This window comes from Mesorhizobium erdmanii USDA 3471 (genome assembly GCF_000472705.1).
GTDB lineage: Bacteria > Pseudomonadota > Alphaproteobacteria > Rhizobiales > Rhizobiaceae > Mesorhizobium > Mesorhizobium erdmanii.
Map to the genome: position 1 here is coordinate 36,664 of NZ_AXAE01000017.1, position 22,898 is coordinate 59,561.

24 protein-coding genes are annotated in these 22,898 nt (G+C 63.0%); 14 read left to right on the forward strand and 10 right to left on the reverse strand.

Features of this window, described 5'->3' with window-relative positions; all coding sequences use genetic code 11:
• Positions 1 to 10 precede the first annotated feature (10 nt).
• From ctaD to A3AU_RS0114325, 11 genes are all read left to right on the forward strand, one after another.
• Positions 11 to 1,663 carry a cytochrome c oxidase subunit I gene (gene ctaD / locus A3AU_RS0114270; protein ID WP_027053444.1) on the forward strand — a complete coding sequence of 551 codons (1,653 nt, stop codon included), beginning with the start codon at positions 11 to 13 and terminating at the stop codon, positions 1,661 to 1,663.
• A 69-nt stretch (positions 1,664 to 1,732) separates the two neighbouring features.
• Positions 1,733 to 2,677 (forward strand): heme o synthase, encoded by a 945-nt coding sequence (locus tag A3AU_RS0114275; protein WP_027053445.1) that lies wholly within the window; start codon positions 1,733 to 1,735, stop codon positions 2,675 to 2,677.
• Positions 2,674 to 2,838, forward strand: a complete 165-nt coding sequence (locus A3AU_RS1000000139845; RefSeq protein WP_027053446.1) for a hypothetical protein — start codon at positions 2,674 to 2,676, stop codon at positions 2,836 to 2,838. Before A3AU_RS0114275 ends, A3AU_RS1000000139845 begins: the two co-directional genes overlap by 4 nt.
• The gene (locus A3AU_RS0114285) at positions 2,838 to 3,470 is read left to right on the forward strand and encodes a cytochrome c oxidase assembly protein (protein WP_027053447.1); all 633 of its coding nucleotides are present in this window, start codon (positions 2,838 to 2,840) and stop codon (positions 3,468 to 3,470) included. Before A3AU_RS1000000139845 ends, A3AU_RS0114285 begins: the two co-directional genes overlap by 1 nt.
• A gap of 1 nt (position 3,471) precedes the next feature.
• Positions 3,472 to 4,350, forward strand: a complete 879-nt coding sequence (locus A3AU_RS0114290) for a cytochrome c oxidase subunit 3 (protein WP_027053448.1) — start codon at positions 3,472 to 3,474, stop codon at positions 4,348 to 4,350.
• Positions 4,351 to 4,587: 237 nt separating this feature from the next.
• Positions 4,588 to 4,974, forward strand: coding sequence for a DUF983 domain-containing protein (locus A3AU_RS0114300; RefSeq protein ID WP_027053449.1), 387 nt, complete (start codon positions 4,588 to 4,590; stop codon positions 4,972 to 4,974).
• Positions 4,971 to 5,726: an SURF1 family protein gene (locus tag A3AU_RS0114305; protein ID WP_027053450.1), complete on the forward strand. Its 756-nt coding sequence runs from the start codon at positions 4,971 to 4,973 to the stop codon at positions 5,724 to 5,726. Before A3AU_RS0114300 ends, A3AU_RS0114305 begins: the two co-directional genes overlap by 4 nt.
• Before the next feature lie 118 nt (positions 5,727 to 5,844).
• Positions 5,845 to 6,855, forward strand: a complete 1,011-nt coding sequence (gene ispH / locus A3AU_RS0114310) for a 4-hydroxy-3-methylbut-2-enyl diphosphate reductase (RefSeq protein ID WP_027053451.1) — start codon at positions 5,845 to 5,847, stop codon at positions 6,853 to 6,855.
• Between the two features lie 5 nt (positions 6,856 to 6,860).
• Positions 6,861 to 7,823, forward strand: coding sequence for a homoserine kinase (locus tag A3AU_RS0114315; protein WP_027053452.1), 963 nt, complete (start codon positions 6,861 to 6,863; stop codon positions 7,821 to 7,823).
• Positions 7,820 to 8,353 (forward strand): ribonuclease HI, encoded by a 534-nt coding sequence (gene rnhA, locus A3AU_RS0114320; RefSeq protein WP_027053453.1) that lies wholly within the window; start codon positions 7,820 to 7,822, stop codon positions 8,351 to 8,353. Before A3AU_RS0114315 ends, rnhA begins: the two co-directional genes overlap by 4 nt.
• Before the next feature lie 39 nt (positions 8,354 to 8,392).
• Positions 8,393 to 8,977, forward strand: a complete 585-nt coding sequence (locus tag A3AU_RS0114325) for a histidine phosphatase family protein (protein WP_027053454.1) — start codon at positions 8,393 to 8,395, stop codon at positions 8,975 to 8,977.
• 4 nt (positions 8,978 to 8,981) lie between these two features.
• Here the strand turns inward: A3AU_RS0114325 and A3AU_RS0114330 are convergent, their stop codons facing one another.
• From A3AU_RS0114330 to A3AU_RS0114340, 3 genes are all read right to left on the reverse strand, one after another.
• Complete coding sequence (locus A3AU_RS0114330; protein ID WP_027053455.1) at positions 8,982 to 9,461, reverse strand: DUF2938 domain-containing protein; 480 nt, start codon at positions 9,459 to 9,461, stop codon at positions 8,982 to 8,984.
• Positions 9,462 to 9,557: 96 nt separating this feature from the next.
• A complete protein-coding gene (locus A3AU_RS0114335; protein ID WP_027053456.1) occupies positions 9,558 to 10,040 on the reverse strand; it encodes a peroxiredoxin in 483 nt (160 codons plus the stop codon).
• A gap of 186 nt (positions 10,041 to 10,226) precedes the next feature.
• Positions 10,227 to 11,033, reverse strand: coding sequence for a protein-disulfide reductase DsbD domain-containing protein (locus A3AU_RS0114340; RefSeq protein WP_027053457.1), 807 nt, complete (start codon positions 11,031 to 11,033; stop codon positions 10,227 to 10,229).
• 171 nt (positions 11,034 to 11,204) lie between these two features.
• On the opposite strand from A3AU_RS0114340, the gene A3AU_RS0114345 reads away from it, so the two are divergent.
• Positions 11,205 to 11,813, forward strand: coding sequence for a YqgE/AlgH family protein (locus A3AU_RS0114345; protein WP_027053458.1), 609 nt, complete (start codon positions 11,205 to 11,207; stop codon positions 11,811 to 11,813).
• A gap of 21 nt (positions 11,814 to 11,834) precedes the next feature.
• On the opposite strand, the gene A3AU_RS0114350 is transcribed toward A3AU_RS0114345, so the two are convergent.
• Genes A3AU_RS0114350 through thrC form a run of 4 tightly spaced genes read right to left on the reverse strand, consistent with a single transcriptional unit; the run spans position 11,835 to position 18,044 of the window.
• Complete coding sequence (locus tag A3AU_RS0114350; protein WP_027053459.1) at positions 11,835 to 14,723, reverse strand: EAL domain-containing protein; 2,889 nt, start codon at positions 14,721 to 14,723, stop codon at positions 11,835 to 11,837.
• A 3-nt stretch (positions 14,724 to 14,726) separates the two neighbouring features.
• Positions 14,727 to 15,326, reverse strand: a complete 600-nt coding sequence (locus A3AU_RS0114355; protein WP_027053460.1) for a GNAT family N-acetyltransferase — start codon at positions 15,324 to 15,326, stop codon at positions 14,727 to 14,729.
• Positions 15,327 to 15,339: 13 nt separating this feature from the next.
• Entirely contained in the window at positions 15,340 to 16,632 is a 1,293-nt protein-coding gene (locus tag A3AU_RS0114360) for a M16 family metallopeptidase (protein WP_027053461.1), read from the reverse strand.
• 14 nt (positions 16,633 to 16,646) lie between these two features.
• The gene (thrC, locus tag A3AU_RS0114365) at positions 16,647 to 18,044 is read right to left on the reverse strand and encodes a threonine synthase (RefSeq protein WP_027053462.1); all 1,398 of its coding nucleotides are present in this window, start codon (positions 18,042 to 18,044) and stop codon (positions 16,647 to 16,649) included.
• A gap of 129 nt (positions 18,045 to 18,173) precedes the next feature.
• On the opposite strand from thrC, the gene A3AU_RS0114370 reads away from it, so the two are divergent.
• Entirely contained in the window at positions 18,174 to 18,905 is a 732-nt protein-coding gene (locus A3AU_RS0114370) for a hypothetical protein (protein WP_027053463.1), read from the forward strand.
• Between the two features lie 47 nt (positions 18,906 to 18,952).
• Here A3AU_RS0114370 and A3AU_RS0114375 read toward each other — a convergent pair whose 3' ends face one another.
• Positions 18,953 to 19,642, reverse strand: coding sequence for an HAD family hydrolase (locus A3AU_RS0114375; protein WP_027053464.1), 690 nt, complete (start codon positions 19,640 to 19,642; stop codon positions 18,953 to 18,955).
• Between the two features lie 179 nt (positions 19,643 to 19,821).
• On the opposite strand from A3AU_RS0114375, the gene A3AU_RS0114380 reads away from it, so the two are divergent.
• Entirely contained in the window at positions 19,822 to 20,955 is a 1,134-nt protein-coding gene (locus A3AU_RS0114380) for a site-specific DNA-methyltransferase (protein ID WP_027053465.1), read from the forward strand.
• Between the two features lie 65 nt (positions 20,956 to 21,020).
• On the opposite strand, the gene A3AU_RS0114385 is transcribed toward A3AU_RS0114380, so the two are convergent.
• Both A3AU_RS0114385 and mutY read right to left on the reverse strand, forming a co-directional pair.
• A complete protein-coding gene (locus A3AU_RS0114385) occupies positions 21,021 to 21,632 on the reverse strand; it encodes an HAD family hydrolase (protein ID WP_027053466.1) in 612 nt (203 codons plus the stop codon).
• 116 nt (positions 21,633 to 21,748) lie between these two features.
• A complete protein-coding gene (mutY, locus tag A3AU_RS0114390; RefSeq protein ID WP_027053467.1) occupies positions 21,749 to 22,879 on the reverse strand; it encodes an A/G-specific adenine glycosylase in 1,131 nt (376 codons plus the stop codon).
• Positions 22,880 to 22,898: the final 19 nt, after the last annotated feature.

The following is a 22,898-nucleotide window of genomic DNA, read 5'->3' on the forward strand; positions in this document are numbered from 1 at the left end:
GGAGCGGAACATGGCAGACGCTGCAGCTCACGACGGGCACGACCACAAGCCTTATCACGGTTGGGTGCGCTGGGTTTATTCGACCAACCACAAGGACATCGGTACGCTCTACCTGATCTTCGCGATCATGGCCGGCATCGTCGGCGGCGCGCTCTCGGTCGCCATACGCATGGAGCTGCAGGAGCCTGGCATCCAGATCTTCAGCGGTCTGGCGCAGATGGTCTACGGGATGAACGGTGACGCCGCGATCGACGGCGGCAAGAGCATGTACAATGCCTTCGCCACCGCGCATGCGCTGATCATGATCTTCTTCATGGTCATGCCGGCCCTGATCGGCGGCTTCGCCAACTGGATGGTACCGATCATGATCGGTGCTCCCGACATGGCGTTCCCGCGCATGAACAACATCTCTTTCTGGCTGCTGCCGCCGGCCTTCATCCTGCTGCTCACCTCGATGTTCATGCCGAGCGCGCCGGGCACCTATGGTGTCGGCGGTGGCTGGACGCTCTATCCGCCGCTGTCGACCTCGGGTCAGCCGGGACCGGCCATGGATCTGGCGATCCTGTCGATCCACATTGCCGGTGCTTCGTCCATCCTCGGCGCCATCAACTTCATCACCACCATCTTCAACATGCGCGCTCCGGGCATGACGCTGCACAAGATGCCGCTGTTTGCCTGGTCGGTGCTGGTCACCGCCTTCCTGCTGCTGTTGTCGCTGCCGGTTCTGGCAGGCGGAATCACCATGCTGCTCACCGACCGCAATTTCGGCACCACCTTCTTTGCTCCCGATGGCGGCGGCGACCCGATCCTGTTCCAGCACCTATTCTGGTTCTTCGGTCACCCGGAAGTCTACATCCTGATCCTGCCGGGCTTCGGCATCATCAGCCACATCGTCTCGACCTTCTCCAAGAAGCCGGTGTTCGGCTATCTCGGTATGGCCTACGCCATGGTCGCGATCGGCGCCGTCGGCTTCATCGTCTGGGCGCACCACATGTACACGACCGGTCTGTCGCTCGACACGCAGCGCTACTTCGTCTTCGCCACCATGGTCATCGCGGTGCCGACGGGCGTGAAGATCTTCTCCTGGATCGCAACGATGTGGGGCGGGTCGATCTCGTTCAAGACGCCGATGCTGTGGGCACTGGGCTTCATCTTCCTGTTCACCATCGGCGGCGTCACCGGCGTTCAGCTGGCCAATGCCGGTCTCGACCGCTCGCTGCATGACACCTATTTCGTCATCGCCCACTTCCACTACGTGCTGTCGCTGGGCGCGGTGTTCGCCATCTTCGCCGGCTGGTATTACTGGTTCCCGAAGATGACCGGCTACATGTATTCGCCCGTTATCGCCAACACCCACTTCTGGGTCACCTTCGTCGGCGTCAACCTGATCTTCTTCCCGCAGCATTTCCTTGGCCTCGCCGGCATGCCGCGCCGCACCATCGACTATCCGGACGCGTTTGCCGGCTGGAACTATGTGTCGTCGATCGGCTCCTATATCTCGGCCGTCGGCGTGGCGATCTTCCTCTACGGCGTGTTCGAAGCCTTCCAGAAGAAGCGGATCGCCGGTGCCAACCCATGGGGTGAGGGCGCCACCACGCTCGAATGGCAGCTGCCTTCGCCGCCGCCATTCCACCAGTGGGAGCAGCTGCCGAAGATCAAGTAAGGCGGCAGCCAGGAATCGAAACCGCCGGTCCGCCGGCGGTTTTGGCCAAACGGATGGAACCGAGTACGCATGGCCCTAGTCGACGAAACCAGCATTGACGAAGCGGGCTTCCGCATGTCGGAAGCGACGGCGGGCGATTTCTTCGCCCTGCTGAAGCCGCGCGTCATGTCGCTGGTGGTGTTCACGGCCTTTGTCGGCCTGGTCGCCGCACCCGTGACCATCAATCCGCTGCTGGCGGTGATCGCCATCCTGTCGATCGCGATCGGCGCCGGCGCCTCGGGCGCGCTCAACATGTGGTACGACGCCGACATCGACGCGGTGATGACCAGGACCGCCGGCCGTCCGGTGCCTTCGGGCCGCATTCAGCCGCATGAGGCGCTGAGCTTCGGCCTGGTGCTGTCGGTGCTGTCGGTGATGACGCTCGGCGTGCTGGTCAACTGGCTGTCGGCGACGCTGCTGGCCTTCACCATCTTCTTCTACGCCGTCGTCTACACGATGTGGCTGAAGCGTTCGACGCCGCAGAACATCGTCATCGGCGGCGCGGCCGGCGCTTTTCCGCCGGTCATCGGCTGGGCCGCGGTGACCGGGTCGGTCAGCCTCGAAAGCATCGTCCTGTTCCTCATCATCTTCCTGTGGACGCCGCCGCATTTTTGGGCGCTGGCGCTGTTCAAGTCCGAGGACTATGGGCGCGCCGGCATCCCGATGATGCCCAATGTCGCCGGCCAGGCGTCGACCCGCCGCCAGATTTTCGCCTATGCGCTGGTGCTCGCCCCGGTCGGCGTGCTGCCTTGGCTTCTGGGCTACACCACGCCTTTCTATGGCGTCGCCGCCGTGCTGTTGGGCGTCGGCTTCGTCTGGTATGCGTGGAGAGTGCTCGGCATGGCCGATGACGACCGCGCCATGAAACCGGCCAAGGCGCTGTTTGCCTATTCGCTGCTCTATCTCTTCGCCATCTTCGCGGCCTACCTGGCCGACAGCGTTGTCGAACGCGCGCTTGCCATGGGTGGGGCATGATCATGGTCGAGGAAAAGCTCGAGACGGTCACCTTGACCGATCGTCAGAAGAAGGCCCAGCGCAGCCGGTCGATCGCCATAGGCGTGGCGCTTGCGGTGCTGGTGGTCATTTTCTACATCGCCACGATCATCAAGTTCGGCCACAATCTGGGCACGATGTGATGAGCATCGAGACGCCCAGAAAGCCGGCCGGCAAGAACAGCAACGCCATCGTGGCGGCCGTCTGCCTTGCCTTCTTCACCGGCATGATCGGCATGGCCTATGCCGCAGTCCCGCTCTACAAGATGTTCTGCCAGGCGACCGGCTATGGCGGCACGACGCAACGTGCCGAGAAGCAGTATGCCGGCCGCGTGCTCGACCGCGAGATTACCGTGCGCTTCGACGCCAACATCGCCGGCGTGCCGTGGGAGTTCCAGCCAGTCCAGCGCTCGATGACCATGAAGATCGGCGAGACGGTGCAGGCGCACTATCAGGCGACCAACAAGTTCGATCGCCCCGTTACCGGCCGAGCCACCTTCAACGTGCAGCCGGAACTGGCAGGCCCGTACTTCAACAAGGTCGAGTGTTTCTGCTTCACCGATACGTCGCTGAAGCCCGGCGAGACGCTGGACATGCCGGTCCTCTTTTATGTGGATCCCGATATCGTGAATGTGCCGGAACTGAAGGACGTGAAGACGATCACGCTGTCCTATACGATGTTCCCGGTCGAGAAGAACAAGCCGGTCGCCTCCTCGGGGCCGGCCCAGGGCACCAGCAAGACAATTTCAGATACCGAAGCAAATCTCGGGGGTTGATATGGCAGACGCGCACGCAAAACATCACGACTATCATCTCGTCGACCCGAGCCCGTGGCCTTTCCTGGGCTCGATCGGCGCGCTCGTCATGGCCTTTGGCGGTGTCGCCCTAATGGAATATCTGAAGGGCGGAACGTTCCCGATCTTCGGCTTCAACATCGCCAATCCCTGGCTGTTCTTCATCGGCCTCGTGATCGTGCTCTACACCATGTTCGCCTGGTGGTCGGACACGATCAAGGAAGCGCATGAGGGCCATCATACGCGGGTCGTCTCGCTTCATCTGCGCTACGGCATGATCATGTTCATCGCCTCCGAGGTGATGTTCTTCGTTGCCTGGTTCTGGGCTTATTTCGACGCCAGCCTTTTTGCCGGTGAGGCGCAGAACTACGCGCGCCACACGTTCACCGGTGGTGTCTGGCCGCCCAAGGGCATGGAAGTTCTCGATCCCTTCCATCTGCCGCTCTACAACACCATCATCCTGCTGCTGTCGGGCACCACGGTCACCTGGGCGCACCATTCGCTCATTCATGGCGATCGCAAGGGGCTGATCAACGGGCTGGTGCTGACCGTCGGCCTCGGCATGCTGTTCACCATGGTGCAGGCCTACGAGTACATGCACGCTCCGTTCGGCTTCAAGGATTCCATCTACGGCGCCACCTTCTTCATGGCGACCGGCTTCCACGGCTTCCATGTCATCATCGGCACCATCTTCCTGCTGGTTTGCCTGGTCAGGGCGATGAAGGGCGACTTCACCCCCAAGCAGCATTTTGGCTTTGAGGCGGCGGCCTGGTACTGGCACTTCGTCGACGTGGTTTGGCTGTTCCTGTTCGCCTCCATCTACGTCTGGGGATCGGTCGGCGCGGTCATCGAAGGCCACTGATCCCGGTCGGGATTTCGACGTTGAGAAGGCGGCCGCGGCGACGTGGCCGCCTTCTTCTTTTCGGAGCAATGATCGCCGATCGATCGCCGATGCGGCTGATAATTCCCTTTGCTGGTGCGGCTGGCTGCTTCAATTGGTCGACTGGACCGACGGCCGCATTGCGGTTACGGACTCCGACAGGGACGAAATCTGGGCAATGGTGGCCGATGGGACACCGATCAAGATCGAGCAATAGCGATGAATGACGACAAAGCGATCTGGCCTCCGATCGATCCGATTTCGGCTGGCCTTCACGGCCGTTGCCCGCGCTGCGGCGAGGGGAGGCTGTTTTCCGGCTTCCTCACCGTCGGCAAACGTTGCGTCAATTGTGGCCTCGACTATTCCTACGCCGATGCCGGTGACGGACCGGCGGTCTTCGTCATCCTGATCATCGGCTTCATCATCGTCGGCCTGGCGCTCTGGGTTGACGTGACGCTGAGCCCGCCGCTGTGGCTGCATCTGCTGGTCTGGGTTCCGCTCACCCTGGTGCTGTGCCTGACGGCTCTGCGGCTGATCAAGGGCGTGCTGCTCACCCTGCAATATGCCAACAAGGCAGCCGAAGGCAGGTTGGACCGCGGCGAATGAGCGGGGCATCGGTAAACAGTGACGGCCGTTCGCGGCCACGATCGGCATTGCTGCTCGGCCTTGGTCTGATGCTGCTCTTGATCCTGCTGGCGCTCGGCACCTGGCAGGTCCAGCGCCTGCACTGGAAGGAAGGCCTGCTGCAGACCATCGACCAGCGCACCCATTCGGCGCCGCTGCCGCTGGCCGAGGTCGAGAAGCAATTCGCCTCGACCGGCGACGTCGACTACACGCCGGTCACGGTCTCTGGCACCTTCCTGCATGCCGGTGAGCGGCATTTCTACGCGACCTGGGAAGGTGACGCCGGCTTCAACGTCTACACGCCGCTGGCGCTGGACGATGGCCGCTTCGTGCTGATCAATCGCGGCTTCATCCCATACGACCTCAAGGATGCCGCCAAGCGCGCCAAGGGGCAGGTGGCGGGGAGGGTCACGATCACCGGACTTGCCCGCAATCCACTGCCGGCAAAGCCGTCGATGATGCTCCCCGACAATGATGTGGCCAAGAACATCTTCTACTGGAAGGACCGCGACGTGATGGCGGCGAGCGCCGGCCTGCCGGCAGGCTTCACGCTGGCGCCGATCTTCATCGATGCCGACAAGACGCCGAATCCGGGCGGCTTGCCGATCGGCGGCGTCACCATCATCGACCTGCCGAACAGCCACCTGCAATATGCAATGACTTGGTACGGGCTTGCCGCAGCACTCGCCGCCGTGCTCGTGCTGCGGCTTCGCCGTCCTGCGAAAGAGGAATGAAGGCAAGCAGCCCTCTTTCTATCGACACCCTTGACAGGGCCCGCTCTTGACAGAGCCCGCTCTTGACAGAACAGGGGTAGGCACCTCATTTCGGCGCTGACGAACCGGCCAGGATTCAATGCTTCAGACAATCGCCAAGCCTCCTCTGACGATCCGGCTCTGCCAGCCGCGCGGTTTTTGCGCCGGCGTCGACCGTGCCATCCAGATCGTCGTGCTGGCGCTGAAGAAATACGGCGCACCGGTTTATGTCCGCCACGAGATCGTTCACAATCGCTACGTCGTCGAGGGTCTGCAAAGCCTTGGCGCCGTCTTCATCGAGGAGCTTTCCGAGATTCCGGCCGAGCACAGGCAGTCGCCGGTCGTTTTCTCGGCCCACGGCGTGCCGAAATCGGTGCCGGCGGACGCGCAGGCGCGCAACCTGTTCTACCTCGACGCCACCTGTCCGCTGGTTTCGAAGGTGCACAAGCAGGCGATGCGCCACCAGCGGCTCGGCCGCCATGTGCTGTTGATCGGCCATGCCGGACACCCCGAGGTGATCGGCACGATGGGGCAATTGCCGGAGGGCGCGGTGACGCTGATCGAGACCGAAGCCGACGCCGCGACGCTGGTGCCCGCCGACCCGAAGGCGCTTGGCTTCGTCACCCAGACCACGCTGTCGGTCGAGGACACAGCCGGCATCATCCGTGCGCTGCAGGACCGCTTTCCCGACCTGCAGGCGCCGGCGGCGGAATCGATCTGCTACGCCACCACCAACCGCCAGGAAGCGGTCAAGGACACTGCCCCAGGCGCTGATCTCTATCTGATCGTCGGCGCTCCCAATTCCTCCAATTCGCGTCGCCTTGTCGAAGTGGCTGAGCGTGCCGGCGCCACCATGTCGCTTCTCGTACAGCGCGCCGCCGAGATTCCGTGGAATGACATCGGCAACATTTCGACGCTCGGCCTGTCGGCAGGGGCATCGGCGCCGGAGATCATCGTCGACGAGATCATCGACGCGTTCCGCCAGCGCTTCGATGTCACCATCGACCTGGCCATAACGGCCACCGAAACAGAGGATTTTCCGGTCATGCGGGTATTGCGCGATGTCGAACTGACGCCGGCCGACATGGCCTTCGTCAACGGGGCCGCGTAAGACACATGGCGGTCTATACCGACGTTGCGGAGGGCGAACTCGGCGCTTTCCTGACACACTACCCGGTCGGCGATCTCCTGTCCTACAAGGGCATTGCCGAGGGCACAGAGAACTCAAACTTCCTGCTGCACACCTCCTGCGGCTCCTACATACTGACGCTCTATGAAAAGCGCGTCGAGAAAGCCGATCTGCCGTTTTTCCTCGGACTGATGGGCCATCTCGCCAACAAGGGTGTGTCCTGCCCGCTGCCGGTGACCGCGCATGACGGCAGTGTGATCGGCACGCTGGCCGGCCGGCCGGCGGTCATCATCACCTTCCTCGAAGGGTTGTCGCTGCGGCGGCCGACGGCGACGCACTGCGCCGAGGTCGGCAAGGCGCTGGCCGCCCTGCACCTTGCTGGTGCCGATTTTCCGATGACCCGCCCGAACGCTCTGGCCATCGACGGCTGGCGCAAGCTTTGGGATGCGGCCCGTGACCGAGCCGACGAGGTCGAGCCGGGCCTGGCGGCCGAGGTCGACGCCGATTTCGCCGATTTCGAGCGCAATTGGCCGAAAGACCTTCCCGAGGGCATCATCCATGCCGATCTTTTTCCGGACAACGTCTTCTTCTTGGGCGAAAAACTCTCCGGCCTGATAGACTTCTATTTCGCCTGCGACGACCTCTACGCCTACGACGTCGCCACCTGCCTCAATGCCTGGTGTTTCGAGAAGGATTTTTCCTTCAACCTCACCAAGGGCAAGGCGCTGCTCGCTGGCTATCAGAGTGTGCGTCCGCTGAGCGGCGAGGAAAAGGCGGCATTGCCGATGCTGGCACGCGGTTCGGCATTGCGCTTCATGCTGACCCGGCTCTACGACTGGCTGACCGTTCCCGATGGCGGGCTGGTCATGAAACGCGACCCCACCGAATACATCCGCCGCATGCGCTTCCACCGCGCAATCAGGTCTCCTTCGGAATACGGACTGACATGACCAAAGAGGTTGAAATCTTCACCGACGGCGCCTGTTCGGGCAATCCAGGCCCCGGCGGCTGGGGCGCCATACTGCGCTTCAACGGCAAGACCAAGGAATTATCGGGCGGCGAGGCCGAGACGACCAACAACCGCATGGAGTTGCTGGCCGCCATCTCGGCGCTGAACGCGTTGAAGGAGCCTTGCACGGTCGAGCTTCACACCGACAGCAAATATGTAATGGACGGCATTTCCAAGTGGATCCATGGCTGGAAGAAGAACGGCTGGAAGACCGCCGACAAGAAACCGGTCAAGAATGGTGAACTGTGGCAGGCGCTCGACGAAGCCAACCGCCGTCACAAAGTGACCTGGAACTGGGTCAAGGGCCATGCCGGCCACGCCGAGAACGAACGCGCCGACGAATTGGCCAGGGAAGGCATGGCGCCGTTCAAGAAAGGCTCCTTCAAGCCGGTGGTGTCCGCTCCGAAGCCGGATCTCCAGGCAAAGCAGCCGACGGTCACGAAGGCGCGTCGATCGACCCAAAGCTATTAGGCCCGGCTCCGCGGCCCTCGACTGATGGGAGATCCTGTCGTGCCGATCGCCTACTACATCACCCATCCTCAGGTTCAGATCGACGCCAGCGTTCCCGTGCCGGATTGGGGCTTGTCCGACGTCGGGCGTGCGAGGGCGCAGGCGATGCTGAGCCAGCCATGGGTCGGATCGATCATGCGTCTGGTATCCTCGGGCGAACGCAAGGCGGTTGAAACCGCCGAGGTGCTCGCGCGGCACCTCGATCTTGCCGTCGAGGTGAGGGAACGCATGCATGAGAACGACCGGTCGGCGACGGGCTTCCTGCCGCCGCCGGAGTTTGAAGCGGTCGCCGATCAGTTCTTCGCCAGTCCGCACGAGAGCATTCGTGGCTGGGAGCGGGCGATCGATGCGCAGCAGCGCATTGTGAGCGAGGTCGAGGCCGTGCTTCATGGGGCCGGGGCCGGCGACATTGCATTCACCGGCCATGGAGGTGTTGGAACGCTCCTGCTGTTGTCTTTCAGCGGGCGGGAGATTAGCCGTGAAGCGGATCAGCCAGCGCGCGGCGGCAACTATTTTGCCTACGATATCGGTGCGCGTCACCTCATCCACGGATGGCGGCCGATCGACAGACTGGAACAGCCCTGAACCCTCAGCGGATCAGCAGCGCGGTGCCCCAAAGCCCGAGCGCGAACACCGTGTGCGACACCAGGTTGAGCGCGCGGACCCGCATCGGATTGGGCCGCTTCGAGGCCGCCCATCCGGCGCCCATGCCGGGCGCCAGCAGGAACCAGCCGGCGCCTACGGTGACAATGCCGAGGATGAAGGCCGGCAGGAAAGTCGGCGCGGCTAGCCAGGCCGCGCCAGTCAACGCGACGAGGATGATGCCGTAGACGATGCCGGTGAAGTAATGGAAGGCCCAACCCAGCGCTACTTCATGGGCGTAAGGTGTCGCGTTGGCGATATCGTCGTGGAAGACCTTGCCGTCCTTGAGGTGCCACACCCAGCGGCCGGGCGGCCCCCAGTTCGGTCGCGGCTGGCCGAATGCCCAGTGAAGAAAGAAGGCCCAGATATCCATCAGCACCGTGGCGCCGATGCCGATCGCGATAGCGCGCCACAAGATATCAAACATCGCTGAAATCCCCCCGAAAGCCGGCCGTTCTGGAGTCCAACCGGTTGTCGGGCGAGGCCGGCAGTTGCGGTCCTCGCCCGACGTGGTCGCTGAAGCTCAGAGCTGCCCCAGAATATGGGCCGCGCCGGACTCGTCGACGCCAGGCTTGGTCTCGACATTGAGCGCGGTGACCTTGCCGTCGTCGACGATCATTGAAAACCGCTTCGAGCGCAGGCCCATGCCGCCACCGGAATAATCGGCATCGAGACCGACCGCCTTGGCGAAATCGCCATTGCCGTCGGCGAGGAACAGGATCTTGCCTTCCCCCCCGGTGAAACGTGCCCAGGCGCCCATGACGTGGGCGTCGTTGACCGAAACGACGGCGATGGTGTCGACGCCGCGCGCCAGGATGGCGTCATGGTTTTCGAGATAGCCGGGCAGGTGGTTGTTGCTGCAGGTCGGCGTGAAGGCGCCGGGAACGCCGAACAGAACCACCTTCTTGCCGGTGAAAATCTCGGCCGACGTGATCGCTTTCGCGCCGTCGGTGGTCATCGTCTTGAAAGTTGCCTCGGGCAGCTTGTCGCCAACGGAAATGGTCATGAGTTCCTCGCTTGGGAATGGGGAAGGACGCGTGCTTGCGTAGCGAACTCGGCGGCCTCCTGCAACCGTTTGGGCAGGCTGGATCAGTACATGTCGCCTAAAGTGCGCAGCGGTTTTGGAGCAACGACATGTTCAAGGAGACGACCTCGAAGCGCATCGCATGAGTTCGTTTCAATACAGCGCGCTTCAAGGAAAAGGCAAAAGCCCCTCGACCGCGCCCGCCGAACTCGTCAGCGTGTAGTGAAGTCCGCCATCCGTGGGTGTCGTCGAAGGCCGGTCGAGGATCGGCACGGTGAAGATCAGCTTGCCGTCCTCTTCGCTGCGGGAAGGGGTTCCGAACATGTAGTCCCGCTCGCCGGCGACGAAGAAATCCGCTGCCTCCGGGGCACCGGGAAAACTCGCCTCGACAACCAGCGTCTCGTGATCGCCCGGCAGCACATTGACACCGAAATCGGGCTTTGCCGGTGCCGGCAAAGCCATGAAACTTGCCTTAACCAGGGCCGCGTCGTCGGCATTGTCAGGCTCGGAAGTCGGGTCGACGGTCAGCCGTGTCTGCACGGGGATGCAGATCGTTTCACAAATGCCGAGGAAGATATCGGCATCGATCACCGCCGGCTGGTCCGGCGTCGCCAGCTTGAAGGTCACAGGCAGCGAAATCGGATAGTTGTAGCCGGCCCATTTGCCATAACCATCGTCGTGGCGTTGAGGTGCCGGGAACGCGAGCGTGGCACCGGCTATGTTGGTGCTGGCCGAAACGTCGAGTTGGGGCGGCACGCCGGCGTCGCCCGGGTCGCGCCAATAGGTCTTCCAGCCTGGCTTGAGCGCGATGTCGAGAACGCCGAGGATACGGCCGGCCTCGTCGGGTTTGCCCGATGTCACCAGCCGCACTTTGCCGCCTTCGCTGTTGTACCAGGCCGACGACGAGGCAGAAGCGGGCAGGACAGTCGCCGATCCGATGGCGGCGCCGAGCAGCAGGATTTTCAAGCTTTGCATGGCGGTGATTTGATCGTCCATTCATGGCCGCGCAATGTTTTCACGGCGTTGTTGATATCATATTTGCGTGACCTTCGCTGACAAGCCATGGCGGCCTGGCATCATGGGCTTTGGTCGAATCCGGCGTGGCCCATCTTTTCGGCGCCAGGGAAACACGGTACCCTCCCAGACATGGATTTGCTGCGCCACAAGAAGACGGCTGCTGAACGCGGCTTTCTCGACGATCAGTTCCTCATCGCCATGCCCGGCATGAAGGACGACCGTTTCACGCGCTCGGTCATTTACATCTGCGCGCACAGCGATGAAGGCGCGATGGGCCTGATCATCAACCAGACACAGCAGATGTTATTTCCGGATCTGTTGGTGCAGCTCGGCATCATGAACGAGCAGGAAGCGATCCGACTGCCGGCGCAGGCGCGCGATTTCGTCGTGCGCAATGGCGGGCCTGTCGATCGCAGCCGGGGCTTCGTCCTGCATTCGGGCGACTACCGCGTGGAATCCTCGCTGACCGTTTCCGACGATATCTGCCTGACCGCGACGGTCGACATTCTGCGTGCCATATCGTCGGGCCGCGGCCCGCGTCACGCGCTGATGGCGCTGGGTTATTCCGGCTGGGGCGCTGGCCAACTGGAAACCGAGATCGCCGAGAATGGCTGGCTGACCTGTCCGGCCAGCCCCGAGCTCCTGTTCGACGCCGACATCGAGCGCAAATACGATCGCATCCTCGCCTCGATCGGGATCGATCTCGCGCATTTGAGCCTAGCCGCAGGGCACGCCTGACCTCCCAGACCCACGCAGCCTCTAAGCCTGCGTCAGCGGATACTGTTCCTTCAGCGTCTTCAGCACCTGGTCGCCCGGCATAGGCGCCCCGAACATGAAGCTCTGCACATATTCGCAGCCCATCTGGCGCAGTTCCAACGCGTCGCGTTCGTCCGAGATGCCCTCGGCGACCACCGACAGGCCGAGCTCATGCGCCATGTTGACCATCGACTTGAGCAGGACGGCACGTTTGGGCGTGTTGTCGTCGACGAAACTCTTGTCGATCTTGATGGTGTCGAACGGGAACCGCGTCAGATAGGCGAGCGAGGAATAGCCGGTGCCAAAATCGTCCAGCGACAGGCCGATGCCTAGCTGCTTCAGCTTGGTCAGCACATGAGCGGTCTGCTCGGGGTTGTCCATGACCAGTGACTCGGTGAGTTCGAGCCGGAAACAGCGCGGCTTCAGATTGGCCCGCGCGATGACCGAGCGGACATCGCTGACTAGGTCGCGGCGGATGAGCTGGCGGCTGGACAGATTGACCGACACCGACAGCGGCGCGTCGCCGATCTGCTTTTGCCATCCGGCGAGATCCTCGGCCGCCTGCTGCATGGCGAACAGGCCGAGTTGCACGATCAGTCCACAGCTTTCGGCGACCGGGATGAAATCCGCCGGCGGGATCATGCCGCGGCGCGGGTGATCCCAGCGCAACAAGGCCTCGAAGCCGGCGACGCTGCCGTCCTCGAGCCGCACGATCGGCTGGTAGGCAAGGGTGAATTCGCGCCGCTCGATGGCGCGCCGCAGGTCGGATTCGAACTGCAGCCGGTCCGTGCCGACGGTGCGGAAAGCCGGGCGGAACGGCTCGATCCTGTCGCCGCCAAACCGCTTGGCCTGATGCATGGCAAGCTCGGCGTCCTTGACCATGTCCTCGGCCGAGGTCTGCGCCGACGTCCAGGTGATCAGCCCGATCGAGGCGGTCAGCACGATTTCGCGCTTGGCGAAAGTGATGGGGTTGTTGATGGCATGCTTGATGGCGTCCGCCACGCCGGCGATGCGGGCAGGGTCTTGTTCGGACAAAAGCATCAGCGCGAACTGGTCGCCAGCGAAGCGCGACAACGAATCCTTCGGCTTCAACAGCCGGTGCAGGCGGCGCGCTATGGTGAGCAGGATGGTGTCGCCGGCCGAGATGCCGAGCCCGTCATTGACCTGCTTGAAGCGGTCGATATCGATGACGAAGACGGTCGGGCGCACCTTCTCCTCGGTGCGGGCGATCGAGATGATCGCTTCCAGCCGGTTCATGAACAATTCGCGGTTCGGCAGACCGGTCAGATTGTCGTGCACGGCGTCGTGCAGCAGCCGCTCCTCGGACTTCTTCTGCTCGGTGACGTCGACCATGGTGCCGACGCAGCGGATGACCTCGCCGTCCGATCCTATCACTGGCCGCGCCCGCAAGGCGAACCAATGATAATGCCCGTCGGCGCCACGCAGGCGGAAATTCTGCGCCACCCGGCCACGCCGGTGCTCCAGCACCACGTCGAGGGTCGTGCGGAACGTGTCGCGGTCGTCGGCATGCAGCACCGGCAGCCAGTTGCGCGCGGCACCCCCAAGGCTGTTCGGGGCGAGGCCGAGTTGGATGCTGACATCGGGCTTGGTCACGACCCGGTCGCGCAGAACATCCCAGTCCCAGACCGTGTCGCCAGATCCGGCAACCGCCAGCGCCTGGCGTTCGAGGTCGGAGAACAGTCCCTGATGCAGCGCGCCACCGGCAAAGGCGTGCTGCATCACGGTGAAACCGATCAGCAGGATGATCAGGATCAGCCCGCCGCCGAGCGCCGGCTGGGCGATGTCATTGTCGAGCATGCCGGTGATCGCCATCCACGACCCGCACAGCCACAACAGCACCATGACCCAACTGGGCACCAGCATGATCGCTCGATCATAACCACGAATACCGAGGAAGATGATCAGGCCGAGCCCGGTCAACGCGGTGGCGGCAAAGGATATGCGGGCGATGCCGGCGGCGACCGCCGGATCGACGATGGCGACACCGGCGATCAGCAGCAGGCCCAGAATCCAGACCAGGGCGCCATAGCTGAAATGGCCATGCCATCGGTTGAGGTTGAGATAGGCGAACAGGAACACCACGAACGTCGCCGCAAGCGCCACCTCCGTTCCCGCTCGCCACATCTGCTCATTGCCGGGCGATATCTCGATGACCTTGTTGAGGAAGCCGAAATCGACGCAGATATAGGCAAGCACCGCCCACGCAAGGGCCGCGGTCGCCGGGAACATCGAGGTCCCCTTGACGACGAACAGGATGGTCAGGAACAGCGCCAAAAGTCCGGCGATGCCGATGACGATGCCGCGAAACAGCGTGTAGGAATTGACCGAGTCCTTGTAGGATTCCGGGTCCCACAGATAGACTTGCGGCAGCTTCGGCGAGGCGAGTTCGGCGATGAAGGTGATCACCGTTCCCGGGTTCAGCGTCACCCGGAACACGTCGGCGTCGGGGCTGGTCTGCCGGTCGAGCGCGAAGCCTTCACTGGGCGTGATGGCGGCGATGCGCGTCGAGCCGAGATCGGGCCAGAAGATGCCGGAATTCACCAGCCGGAAATGCGGCGCGACAATCAGCCTGTCGAGCTGCTGATCGGTGGTGTTGGCGAGCGCGAACACCGCCCAGTCACCGGTCGAGCGCGCGTCGTTGGCCTCGACCTCGATGCGCCGCACGATGCCGTCCGGCCCGGGCGCGGTCGATACCTGAAAATTCTCACCCTGGTTGCGGTAGATTTCGACGGCGCCCGAAAGATCCAGCGCGACGTCGTCGCGGGCAATCTTGATCGGTTCGACGGCAAAGGCCGACGAAGCCGCGCACAGCGTCACGATTGCCGCGAGGACAAAGGCGAAGAACGGCCCGTTTCGCAGGAAATTCGTCAAAAATCAGTCCTTCGTTCCTGCGCTGCCCAGCGGATCGTCCGCGATTCGGGCGTAGAGGTAGTGGTCGTGCCAGACGCCGTTGATCCTGAGATAGGATCGTAAGAGTCCTTCGCGCCGGAATCCGGCTTTTTCAAGCACGCGGATCGACCTGATATTGTCGGGAATACAGGCCGCTTCGATCCGGTGCAACCTAAGCGTATCGAAGGCGAAGCGGGCCACGACCTTGACCGCGTCGGTCATAAGCCCGCGCCCGCCGAAGCGCTCGCCGATCCAGTAGCCGACATGGCCGCTTTGCGAGACACCATGGCGTATGTTGCCGAGCGTGATGCCGCCGGCCAGCTTGCCGCTCGTCTTCTCGAAGATGAAGAAGGCAATCGCCGTCCCTTGCGCATAGTCCTCGCGGTAGCGGCTGATGCGCAGGCGCCATGCCGTGCGGTCGAGCTCGTCGGGAGTCCAGCGCGGCTCCCACGGCTCCAGGAAGGCACGGCTTTCGCCGCGCAGCGTCGACCATTCCCGATAGTCATTGGTGAATGGCACGCGCAACGTGACGAGGTTGCCCTTCAGTGCCGGCAGGTCACGGCGAAAGAAAGGGAGCGCGAACACGGCGTTTGAGGGCTTAGACGGCGAGCCTGCGGGCCGTGGTCTGCGTGCCCGGAAGCGAATCGAGGATCGCCTCATATGGTGCCAGCGTACCCACGGGCCCGACAGCGGTAAGCGTCGGCTTGGTCGAGAACATCCGCGACGACAGATCGGTCAGCCGCTCGACTGTCAGCGCCGACAGGCGCTCCATCAACTCCTCCTTGGCGATCGGCCTGCCGAACAAAAGAAGCTGCCTGGCGATCTGCGAGGCGCGACTGGCTGGGCTTTCGGCGGACATGATCAGCCCGGCGCGATACTGGGCGCGCGCGCGGTCGAGTTCCTCCTGCAGGATGTTCTCGCCGGCCTTCTGCAGTTCGTCGATGATGACGGGAACCAGTTCCGCAATGTCACTCTGGCCGGTCGCGGCATGGACGCCAAAAATGCCGGTGTCGGAAAAGCCCCAGTGGAAGGCATAGACGGAGTAACACAGGCCGCGCTTTTCGCGGACCTCCTGGAACAGGCGCGATGACATGCCGCCGCCGAGGATCATCGACAGCACCTGCGAGGCGTAGAAGTCGCGCACATGGTAGGCGCGGCCCTCGAAGCCCAGCACGATCTGCGCGTCCATCAGGTCGCGGTCCTCGCGGAAGTCGCCGCCGACATATTGCGCATATTGCGGAATGGTGCTGTCGGCCTTGCTGCGGAAGCCGCCGAGCTGCTTCTCGACCTCGCGCACGAAATTGTCGTGCTTGATGTCACCGGCAGCCACGATCACCATCCGCTCGGCGCCATACTGGCGTTCGATGAAGTCATGCAATTGCTTGGAAGTGAAGGATTTGACGGTCTCCGGCGTGCCAAGGATAGAGCGGCCGATGGTCTGATGGCGAAACGCGGTCTCGGTGAAGCGGTCGAAGACGATATCGTCCGGCGTGTCGTGCGCGGCGCCGATCTCCTGCAGGATGACGTGCTGCTCGCGTTCGAGTTCCTGCGGGTCGAATTCGGATTCCTGCAGGATATCGGCAAGAATGTCGACGGCTAGCGGCACGTCGCCGGAGAGCACCCTGGCGTAGTAGGAGGTGGTCTCGACGCTGGTGGCGGCATTGATCTCGCCGCCGACATCCTCGATTTCGGAGGCGATTTCGAAGGCCGTCCGCCGCTTCGTGCCCTTGAACGCCATGTGCTCGAGCAGATGGGCCATGCCATGCTCTTCGTCACGTTCATTGCGAGCGCCCGACTTGACCCAGGCACCCAAGGCAACCGATTCGATACTTGGAAGGGTTTCGGTGGCGACTGTCAGGCCGTTCGACAGACGGCTTACCTCAACACCCATATGGCTCGTACTCCCTAACGCGCCGCCCGCGCGCGGCGACTGACGTAATCTTCCACCATTTTCAGGTCGGATGGAAGTACCGTGTATTTTTCCTCAAATGTCATCAATCCACCTAGCCATGCGGGCAGGGCGGGCGAGATACCGCAGGCGGCCTCGACGGCGGCCGGGAATTTTGCCGGATGGGCGGTGCCCAGCACCACCATCGGCACAGTGCCAGCCGCCTTGCCCGCCGCGACGTGCATGGCTGCGGCCGTGTGCGGATCGAGCAGGTAATTGCTGGCCGCAAGCGTCGAGCGGATGGTGGCGGCGACCTCGTCCATGGTGGCGCGGCCGGCGTCGAACTCGGACCGCATCCCATTGATTTCGCGGGCTTCTATGGTGAAGGCGCCGGACTGCTTCAGGCTGTCCATGTAGCGCCGCACGGTCGCCGCGTCACGGTTGGAGGCCTCGAACAGCAGGCGTTCGAAATTCGACGACACCTGGATGTCCATCGACGGCGACGTGGTCGCGAAAACGCCCTTGGTGCGGTATTCGCCGGTAGCGAAAGTGCGCGCCAGTATGTCGTTGTCGTTGGTGGCGATGACCAGCCTTTCGATCGGCAGGCCCATTTTCTTGGCGGCATAGCCGGCGAAGATATCGCCGAAATTGCCGGTCGGCACCGTGAACGACACCGGCCTGTCGGGCGCGCCGAGCGACAGTGCCGAGGAGAAATAATAGACGATCTGGGCCATGATGCGCGCCCAGTTGATCGAATTGACCCCCGACAGCGCTACCCGGTCACGGAAGGCGTGATCGTTGAACATGTCCTTGAGCATCCCCTGGCAGTCGTCGAAATTGCCTTCGATCGCCAACGCATGGACGTTCTCGGCTTTCGAGGTCGTCATCTGCCGCTGCTGCACCGGCGAGACACGGCCATGCGGGAAAAGGATGAAGATGTCGGTGCGGTTGCGACCCGCAAAGGCGTCGATCGCCGCACCGCCGGTGTCGCCCGAGGTGGCGCCGACGATGGTGGCATGCTGGTCGCGTTCGGCAAGCACATGGTCCATCAGCCGGGCGAGCAACTGCATCGCCACGTCCTTGAACGCCAAAGTCGGTCCATGAAAGAGTTCGAGGACAAACGTATTGGGGCCGGTCTGGACCAGCGGGCAGACGGCCTCGTGGCGGAAGGTGGCATAGGCTTCGCGCACCAGGCGCTCGAAGACCGGCGCGGGAATCTCGCCGTCAAGGAACGGCGACAGCACGCGGATGGCAAGGTCAGGATAGGCAAGGCCGCGCATGGCGCGGATCTCGGATGGCGAAAACCGCGGCCACTCGCGCGGCACGTAAAGCCCTCCATCGCGGGCCAGGCCCGCCAGCACGGCATCGGAGAATCCAAGCGCGGGTGCTTCCCCGCGCGTACTCACATATTGCATGTCTCAGTCCCGTTGCCGCTTGGCTCTTGCGTTCACCACAAGGTGGTTAATTTCTGTGCCGGCTCCAGTCGCATTTTTGCCGCGCCGTTGATATACGTCACCAGCTTTACGAGAGGGAAGTGCAGTTTCATGGCGTTTCGTACATCAAGTGGTCGCTTTTTGGCGGGTCTTGCGCTCACCGGCTTTATGCTCGCCGCCGCGGGCTGCCAATCGGGCGACAATGGCATCCTTGGCCTCGGCTTCGGCAAGAAGAGCGACCCGACAGCGCCACCGCCGCCGCAGGATCCCAAGGTTCTGGCCAGCCAGCTGAATGCCTATTGCCCGAGGGTAACGGTGCGCGACGGCACCGCCTTCTTCAACACCTATGTCAACGAGGTCAAGAAGCTCAAGCCGAAGCTCAAGAAGACCGGCGACGCCGCGGCGGACGCGGCGGCCCAAGCTGCGGCTGATGCCGCCGCCGCCACTCCGCCCGACGATTCGGCGAGGATCATCTATCAAGCCTCGATTTCCGACGTGACCCGCGATTGCAGCCGCGCCGACGGGCAACTGACGATGAAGATCGCGGTCGCCGGAAAGATCGTGCCTGGCCCGAAGTTCACGCCTGGCACCATCACAATGCCGATCCGCACCGCGGTGATGCACGGCACCGACGTGCTTTATTCGCAGATCCACCAGTATCAGGTTCAGGTCACCGATCCCTCGGTCGCCACGCAGTTCGTCTTCACCGACACCAATGTCGTCGTGCCGGCGCCGACGGCGCAGGACTATCAGGCCTATGCCGGCTATGACGAAAACGCGCCGAAGGCGACGACGGACAAGCCGAAGAAGACCCACAGGAAGAAGGCCGCCGCGACGAACTAGGCCCGATCAGGGTGTTTCAAGGGCGCTTGCGTCGCCGCCCCAATTGCTCAGGCGTCGGCTGACCATTCCGACAGTGCCGCGATCACGCTTTTCAGCTCCGCCCATCGGCGGATGACCGTTTCAGCGCCGGCCTCTGTCAACGCATCGGCGTGGCCGGGATAGCTGTGGCTGGCGCCGGTGAAGCCGATCACGCGCATGCCGGCCGCCCTGGCGCCGGCAACGCCGTGCACGGAATCCTCGATGACGAAAGTGTTCGCCGGGTTCGCATCGAACTTTTCCGCCGCGAGCAGGAAGACGTCCGGGGCAGGCTTGGTCTTTTTGCTCGGTATCTCCAGCGCGGAGAAGATACGGCCTGCGAAAAACGGCAGTAGATGCACCTTCTCCAGCATGAATTCTATCCGCTCCGAGCGTGAGTTGGAGCAGATGCAGCGTTGCGTCATGACCGAGGCGACCGCTTCGCGCACGCCCTCTATGGCACGAACATCGCTGCGCAATTTCCTGTCGACGAGCTCTTCGGCGCGGTCGATCAGCGAGGCCTGGAACGGGATCTTGGACTTCTCCTCGATCCGCATCAGGATGTCCTTGAACGTCAGGCCCGCATAGGTCTCGGCAACCTCTTCGGCCGAAATCTCATATCCGGCCAGCGTTATCAGCTCGGCCTCGACCCGCGCGGCGATGATTTCGGAATCGACGAGCACGCCGTCGCAATCGAAGATGACAAGGTTTGGCTGGGGCATGGTGATCCGGACAAAGGCAGGATGGAGGAATGGCCGCTACGGGCTCAGGCGGGGCGGCATACACCAACGGTGGGGTCTTCGCAAACCTGGCAAGCGATCGCGTTGGCCTTCACCGAATATTTACGCTGATCGGTAACCATAACAGCGAGTAAACAGTAACGCGTGCCTTGGGTGTAAACATGTCTGCCGTGCGTCTTCTCGACGAGTTGTCCCACGCCCCCCAGCAATCCGAATGGCTGGACACGATCCTCAAGGGCGACTGCGTCGCGGCCCTCGACCGCCTGCCCGAAAAGTCGATCGACGTCATCTTCGCCGATCCTCCCTACAATCTGCAGCTCGACGGCGATCTGCACCGGCCCGACCAGTCCAAGGTCGATGCGGTCGACGACGACTGGGACCAGTTCGAGAGTTTCGAGGCCTATGACGCCTTCACCCGCGCCTGGCTGCTGGCGGCGCGCCGCGTCTTGAAGCCCAACGGCACCATCTGGGTCATCGGCTCCTATCACAACATCTTCCGCGTCGGCGCCAAGATGCAGGATCTGGGCTTCTGGATCCTCAACGACGTGGTCTGGCGCAAGACCAATCCGATGCCGAATTTCCGCGGCCGTCGCTTCCAGAACGCGCATGAGACGATGATCTGGGCTTCCCGGGATCAGAAGGGCAAGGGCTACACCTTCAACTACGAAGCCATGAAGGCTTCCAACGACGACATTCAGATGCGCTCCGACTGGCTGTTCCCGATCTGCACCGGCGGCGAGCGGCTGAAGAACGACAATGGCGACAAGCTGCATCCGACGCAAAAGCCGGAAGCGCTGCTTGCCCGCATCATGATGGCCTCGACCAAGCCCGGCGACATCGTGCTCGATCCGTTCTTCGGCTCCGGCACGACAGGCGCCGTGGCCAAGCGCCTTGGCCGCCATTTCGTCGGCATCGAGCGCGAGCAGGCCTATATCGACGCCGCCAACGAGCGCATCGATGCGGTGCGGCCGCTGGAAGATGCCGATTTGACGGTGCTGACCGGCAAGCGCGCCGAGCCGCGCGTTGCCTTCGTCAGCCTTCTCGACACCGGACTGATGCAGCCGGGTTCCACGCTCTACGACGCCAAGAAACGCTGGGCGGCCAAGGTGCGCGCCGACGGCACCGTGGCGATCGGCGACAGCGCCGGCTCGATCCACAAGATCGGCGCCGAAGTGCAGGGACTGGACGCCTGCAACGGCTGGACCTTCTGGCACTATGAGCGCAGTGGCGGCCTCACTCCCATCGACGAGTTGCGCCGCATTGCCCGGCTGGGCATGGAGCGGGCAGGGGGTTGAACCCCTGCCGCCTGCCGCCTTCGTGTTGATTCAAGATCTTAGCGGATCGCCGCAAGCGATTCGGATCACGCCTTGATTCCGAACCGCTCAAGGTCTGCCTTAAGCGTCGTGGCGTCGGTGAACAGTACAGCTTGCCAGCCAGCAGCCTTGGCGCCGTCGACATTCTTCTGGCTGTCGTCGATGAACAGCGACGCCACCGGATCGAGGTCGAATGAGGCGACGTGGTGGTCGTAGATCCTGCGGTCCGGCTTGATCAGGCCGATCTCGGCCGACACGGTGATGCCACGCGGGCGGTCAAGGAATGGAAAGCGGCCGCGCGCCTCGATGAAGGTGTCGGCGGCCCAGTTGGTCAGCAGCGTTACATCGTGGCCGGTGTCGATCAGTCTCTCCAGGATGGCGACGCTGTCGTCATAGGCGTGCGGCGCCATTTCATGCCAGTGACGGCGGAAATTGCGGATGTTTTCCGCATGATCGGGATGCTCGGCGATGGCAAGCGCCTCGGCCTCTTCCCAGGTCCGGCCGCGATCCTGCTCGATGTTCCAGTCATGCGTGCAGACATTGTCGAAGAACCACTTTCTCTCCTCGGCATCGGGAATGAGGCGACTGAACGGAATGTTGGGGTCGTAGTGGACCAGCACCTTGCCGATGTCGAAAACGATGTGGCGGATTTCAGTCATGAAGCCTCTTTCAATGCTGGCGTTGCTTTGGTGCATGTCGCCAAAAGTGTGCGGCGGTTCGCGGAAAACGACATACAAAAATCAAACGATCCAAAGCACGTCGCGGTGTAACCACCTCACATTCGACGTGCTTTGGTCGCGCCGGGTATCGCAGCCTCGATTGCCTTTTTAATGACAGTTGGCAGGGCCTCTCCGGAAATTTCGTGGGCCAGCGACCAGAAATGCCCTGCGGGTGCATCACCTTTGATGTCGGCGTGAAAGACGTCGAGCTCCAGCGCGAAATGGGTGAAGACATGGGTGATTGTTCCGGCGCGCCGCCAGTCGCCGGGAAAGGGTGCCGCCGCCGGCGTGGTGGCACCGTCCCCCCGCGCCGTCCAGGCCGTGGTCGGCACTTCGGTCATGCCGCCGAGCAAACCTTTCTCGGGCCGTTTGCGCAGAAGAATGGCGCCGTCCTCACGCTCGGCGATGAAAGCCGCGCCGCGCCGCAGCGGCTTGTCGGCTTTTGGCAGCCGCACCGGGAAATTTTCGGGATCGCCCGAGACGACGGCGCTGCAATCTTCGCGCAGCGGGCACAACATGCAGCGCGGTCGGCGCGGCGTGCAGATCGTGGCGCCGAGATCCATCATCGCCTGAGCGAAGTCGCCCGGCCTTGCCGCCGGCACCATGGCCTCGACATGGGCACGGATCCCGGCCTTGGCTTCGCTCAGCGGCGTGGTGATCGAAAACAGCCGTGATATGACGCGTTCGACATTGCCATCGACAACCGCGGCGGGGCGGTCGAAGGCGATGGCCGTGATCGCCGCCGATGTGTAGGCGCCGATGCCGGGCAGGTCTCGCAAGCCTGCCTCGGTGTCGGGAAACCGGCCGCCGCGCGCCGCCACCAGATCGGCGCAGGCCTTGAGGTTGCGGGCGCGGGAGTAATACCCCAGCCCCGCCCAGGCCTTCATCACATCCTCGGTTGGCGCCGCGGCCAGCGCCTCGACATCGGGCCATTTCTCGACAAAGGCGCGGAAATAGGCCTTCACCGCCTCGACCGTGGTCTGCTGCAGCATGACTTCGGACAGCCAGATGCGGTATGGGTCGGGGCGGACACCGCGTGCATGCTCGCGCGGGCTCACGCGCCACGGCAATTCGCGATGATGCACGTCGTACCAGGCCAGAAGGCGCGACGCGGTATCGTCCGGAATCGCCTTGCGAGTCTGGGCCTTGGGGGACTGGGCCTTGCGGGTCTGCTCTGCTGATGCCATTGATCGTGTATTGGCCTGG

Coding starts and splice junctions, on each gene's coding strand:
- A3AU_RS0114340 (WP_027053457.1), bottom strand. CDS start 11,033: ATGCAAAGCTTGAAAATCCTGCTGCTCGGCGCCGCCATCGGATCGGCG.
- A3AU_RS0114275 (WP_027053445.1), top strand. CDS start 1,733: ATGGCCCTAGTCGACGAAACCAGCATTGACGAAGCGGGCTTCCGCATG.
- A3AU_RS0114370 (WP_027053463.1), top strand. CDS start 18,174: ATGGCGTTTCGTACATCAAGTGGTCGCTTTTTGGCGGGTCTTGCGCTC.
- ispH (WP_027053451.1), top strand. CDS start 5,845: ATGCTTCAGACAATCGCCAAGCCTCCTCTGACGATCCGGCTCTGCCAG.
- A3AU_RS0114385 (WP_027053466.1), bottom strand. CDS start 21,632: ATGACTGAAATCCGCCACATCGTTTTCGACATCGGCAAGGTGCTGGTC.
- ctaD (WP_027053444.1), top strand. CDS start 11: ATGGCAGACGCTGCAGCTCACGACGGGCACGACCACAAGCCTTATCAC.
- A3AU_RS0114375 (WP_027053464.1), bottom strand. CDS start 19,642: ATGCCCCAGCCAAACCTTGTCATCTTCGATTGCGACGGCGTGCTCGTC.
- thrC (WP_027053462.1), bottom strand. CDS start 18,044: ATGCAATATGTGAGTACGCGCGGGGAAGCACCCGCGCTTGGATTCTCC.
- A3AU_RS0114345 (WP_027053458.1), top strand. CDS start 11,205: ATGGATTTGCTGCGCCACAAGAAGACGGCTGCTGAACGCGGCTTTCTC.
- A3AU_RS0114330 (WP_027053455.1), bottom strand. CDS start 9,461: ATGTTTGATATCTTGTGGCGCGCTATCGCGATCGGCATCGGCGCCACG.
- rnhA (WP_027053453.1), top strand. CDS start 7,820: ATGACCAAAGAGGTTGAAATCTTCACCGACGGCGCCTGTTCGGGCAAT.
- A3AU_RS0114380 (WP_027053465.1), top strand. CDS start 19,822: ATGTCTGCCGTGCGTCTTCTCGACGAGTTGTCCCACGCCCCCCAGCAA.
- A3AU_RS1000000139845 (WP_027053446.1), top strand. CDS start 2,674: ATGATCATGGTCGAGGAAAAGCTCGAGACGGTCACCTTGACCGATCGT.
- A3AU_RS0114305 (WP_027053450.1), top strand. CDS start 4,971: ATGAGCGGGGCATCGGTAAACAGTGACGGCCGTTCGCGGCCACGATCG.
- A3AU_RS0114335 (WP_027053456.1), bottom strand. CDS start 10,040: ATGACCATTTCCGTTGGCGACAAGCTGCCCGAGGCAACTTTCAAGACG.
- mutY (WP_027053467.1), bottom strand. CDS start 22,879: ATGGCATCAGCAGAGCAGACCCGCAAGGCCCAGTCCCCCAAGGCCCAG.
- A3AU_RS0114290 (WP_027053448.1), top strand. CDS start 3,472: ATGGCAGACGCGCACGCAAAACATCACGACTATCATCTCGTCGACCCG.
- A3AU_RS0114315 (WP_027053452.1), top strand. CDS start 6,861: ATGGCGGTCTATACCGACGTTGCGGAGGGCGAACTCGGCGCTTTCCTG.
- A3AU_RS0114300 (WP_027053449.1), top strand. CDS start 4,588: ATGAATGACGACAAAGCGATCTGGCCTCCGATCGATCCGATTTCGGCT.
- A3AU_RS0114285 (WP_027053447.1), top strand. CDS start 2,838: ATGAGCATCGAGACGCCCAGAAAGCCGGCCGGCAAGAACAGCAACGCC.
- A3AU_RS0114360 (WP_027053461.1), bottom strand. CDS start 16,632: ATGGGTGTTGAGGTAAGCCGTCTGTCGAACGGCCTGACAGTCGCCACC.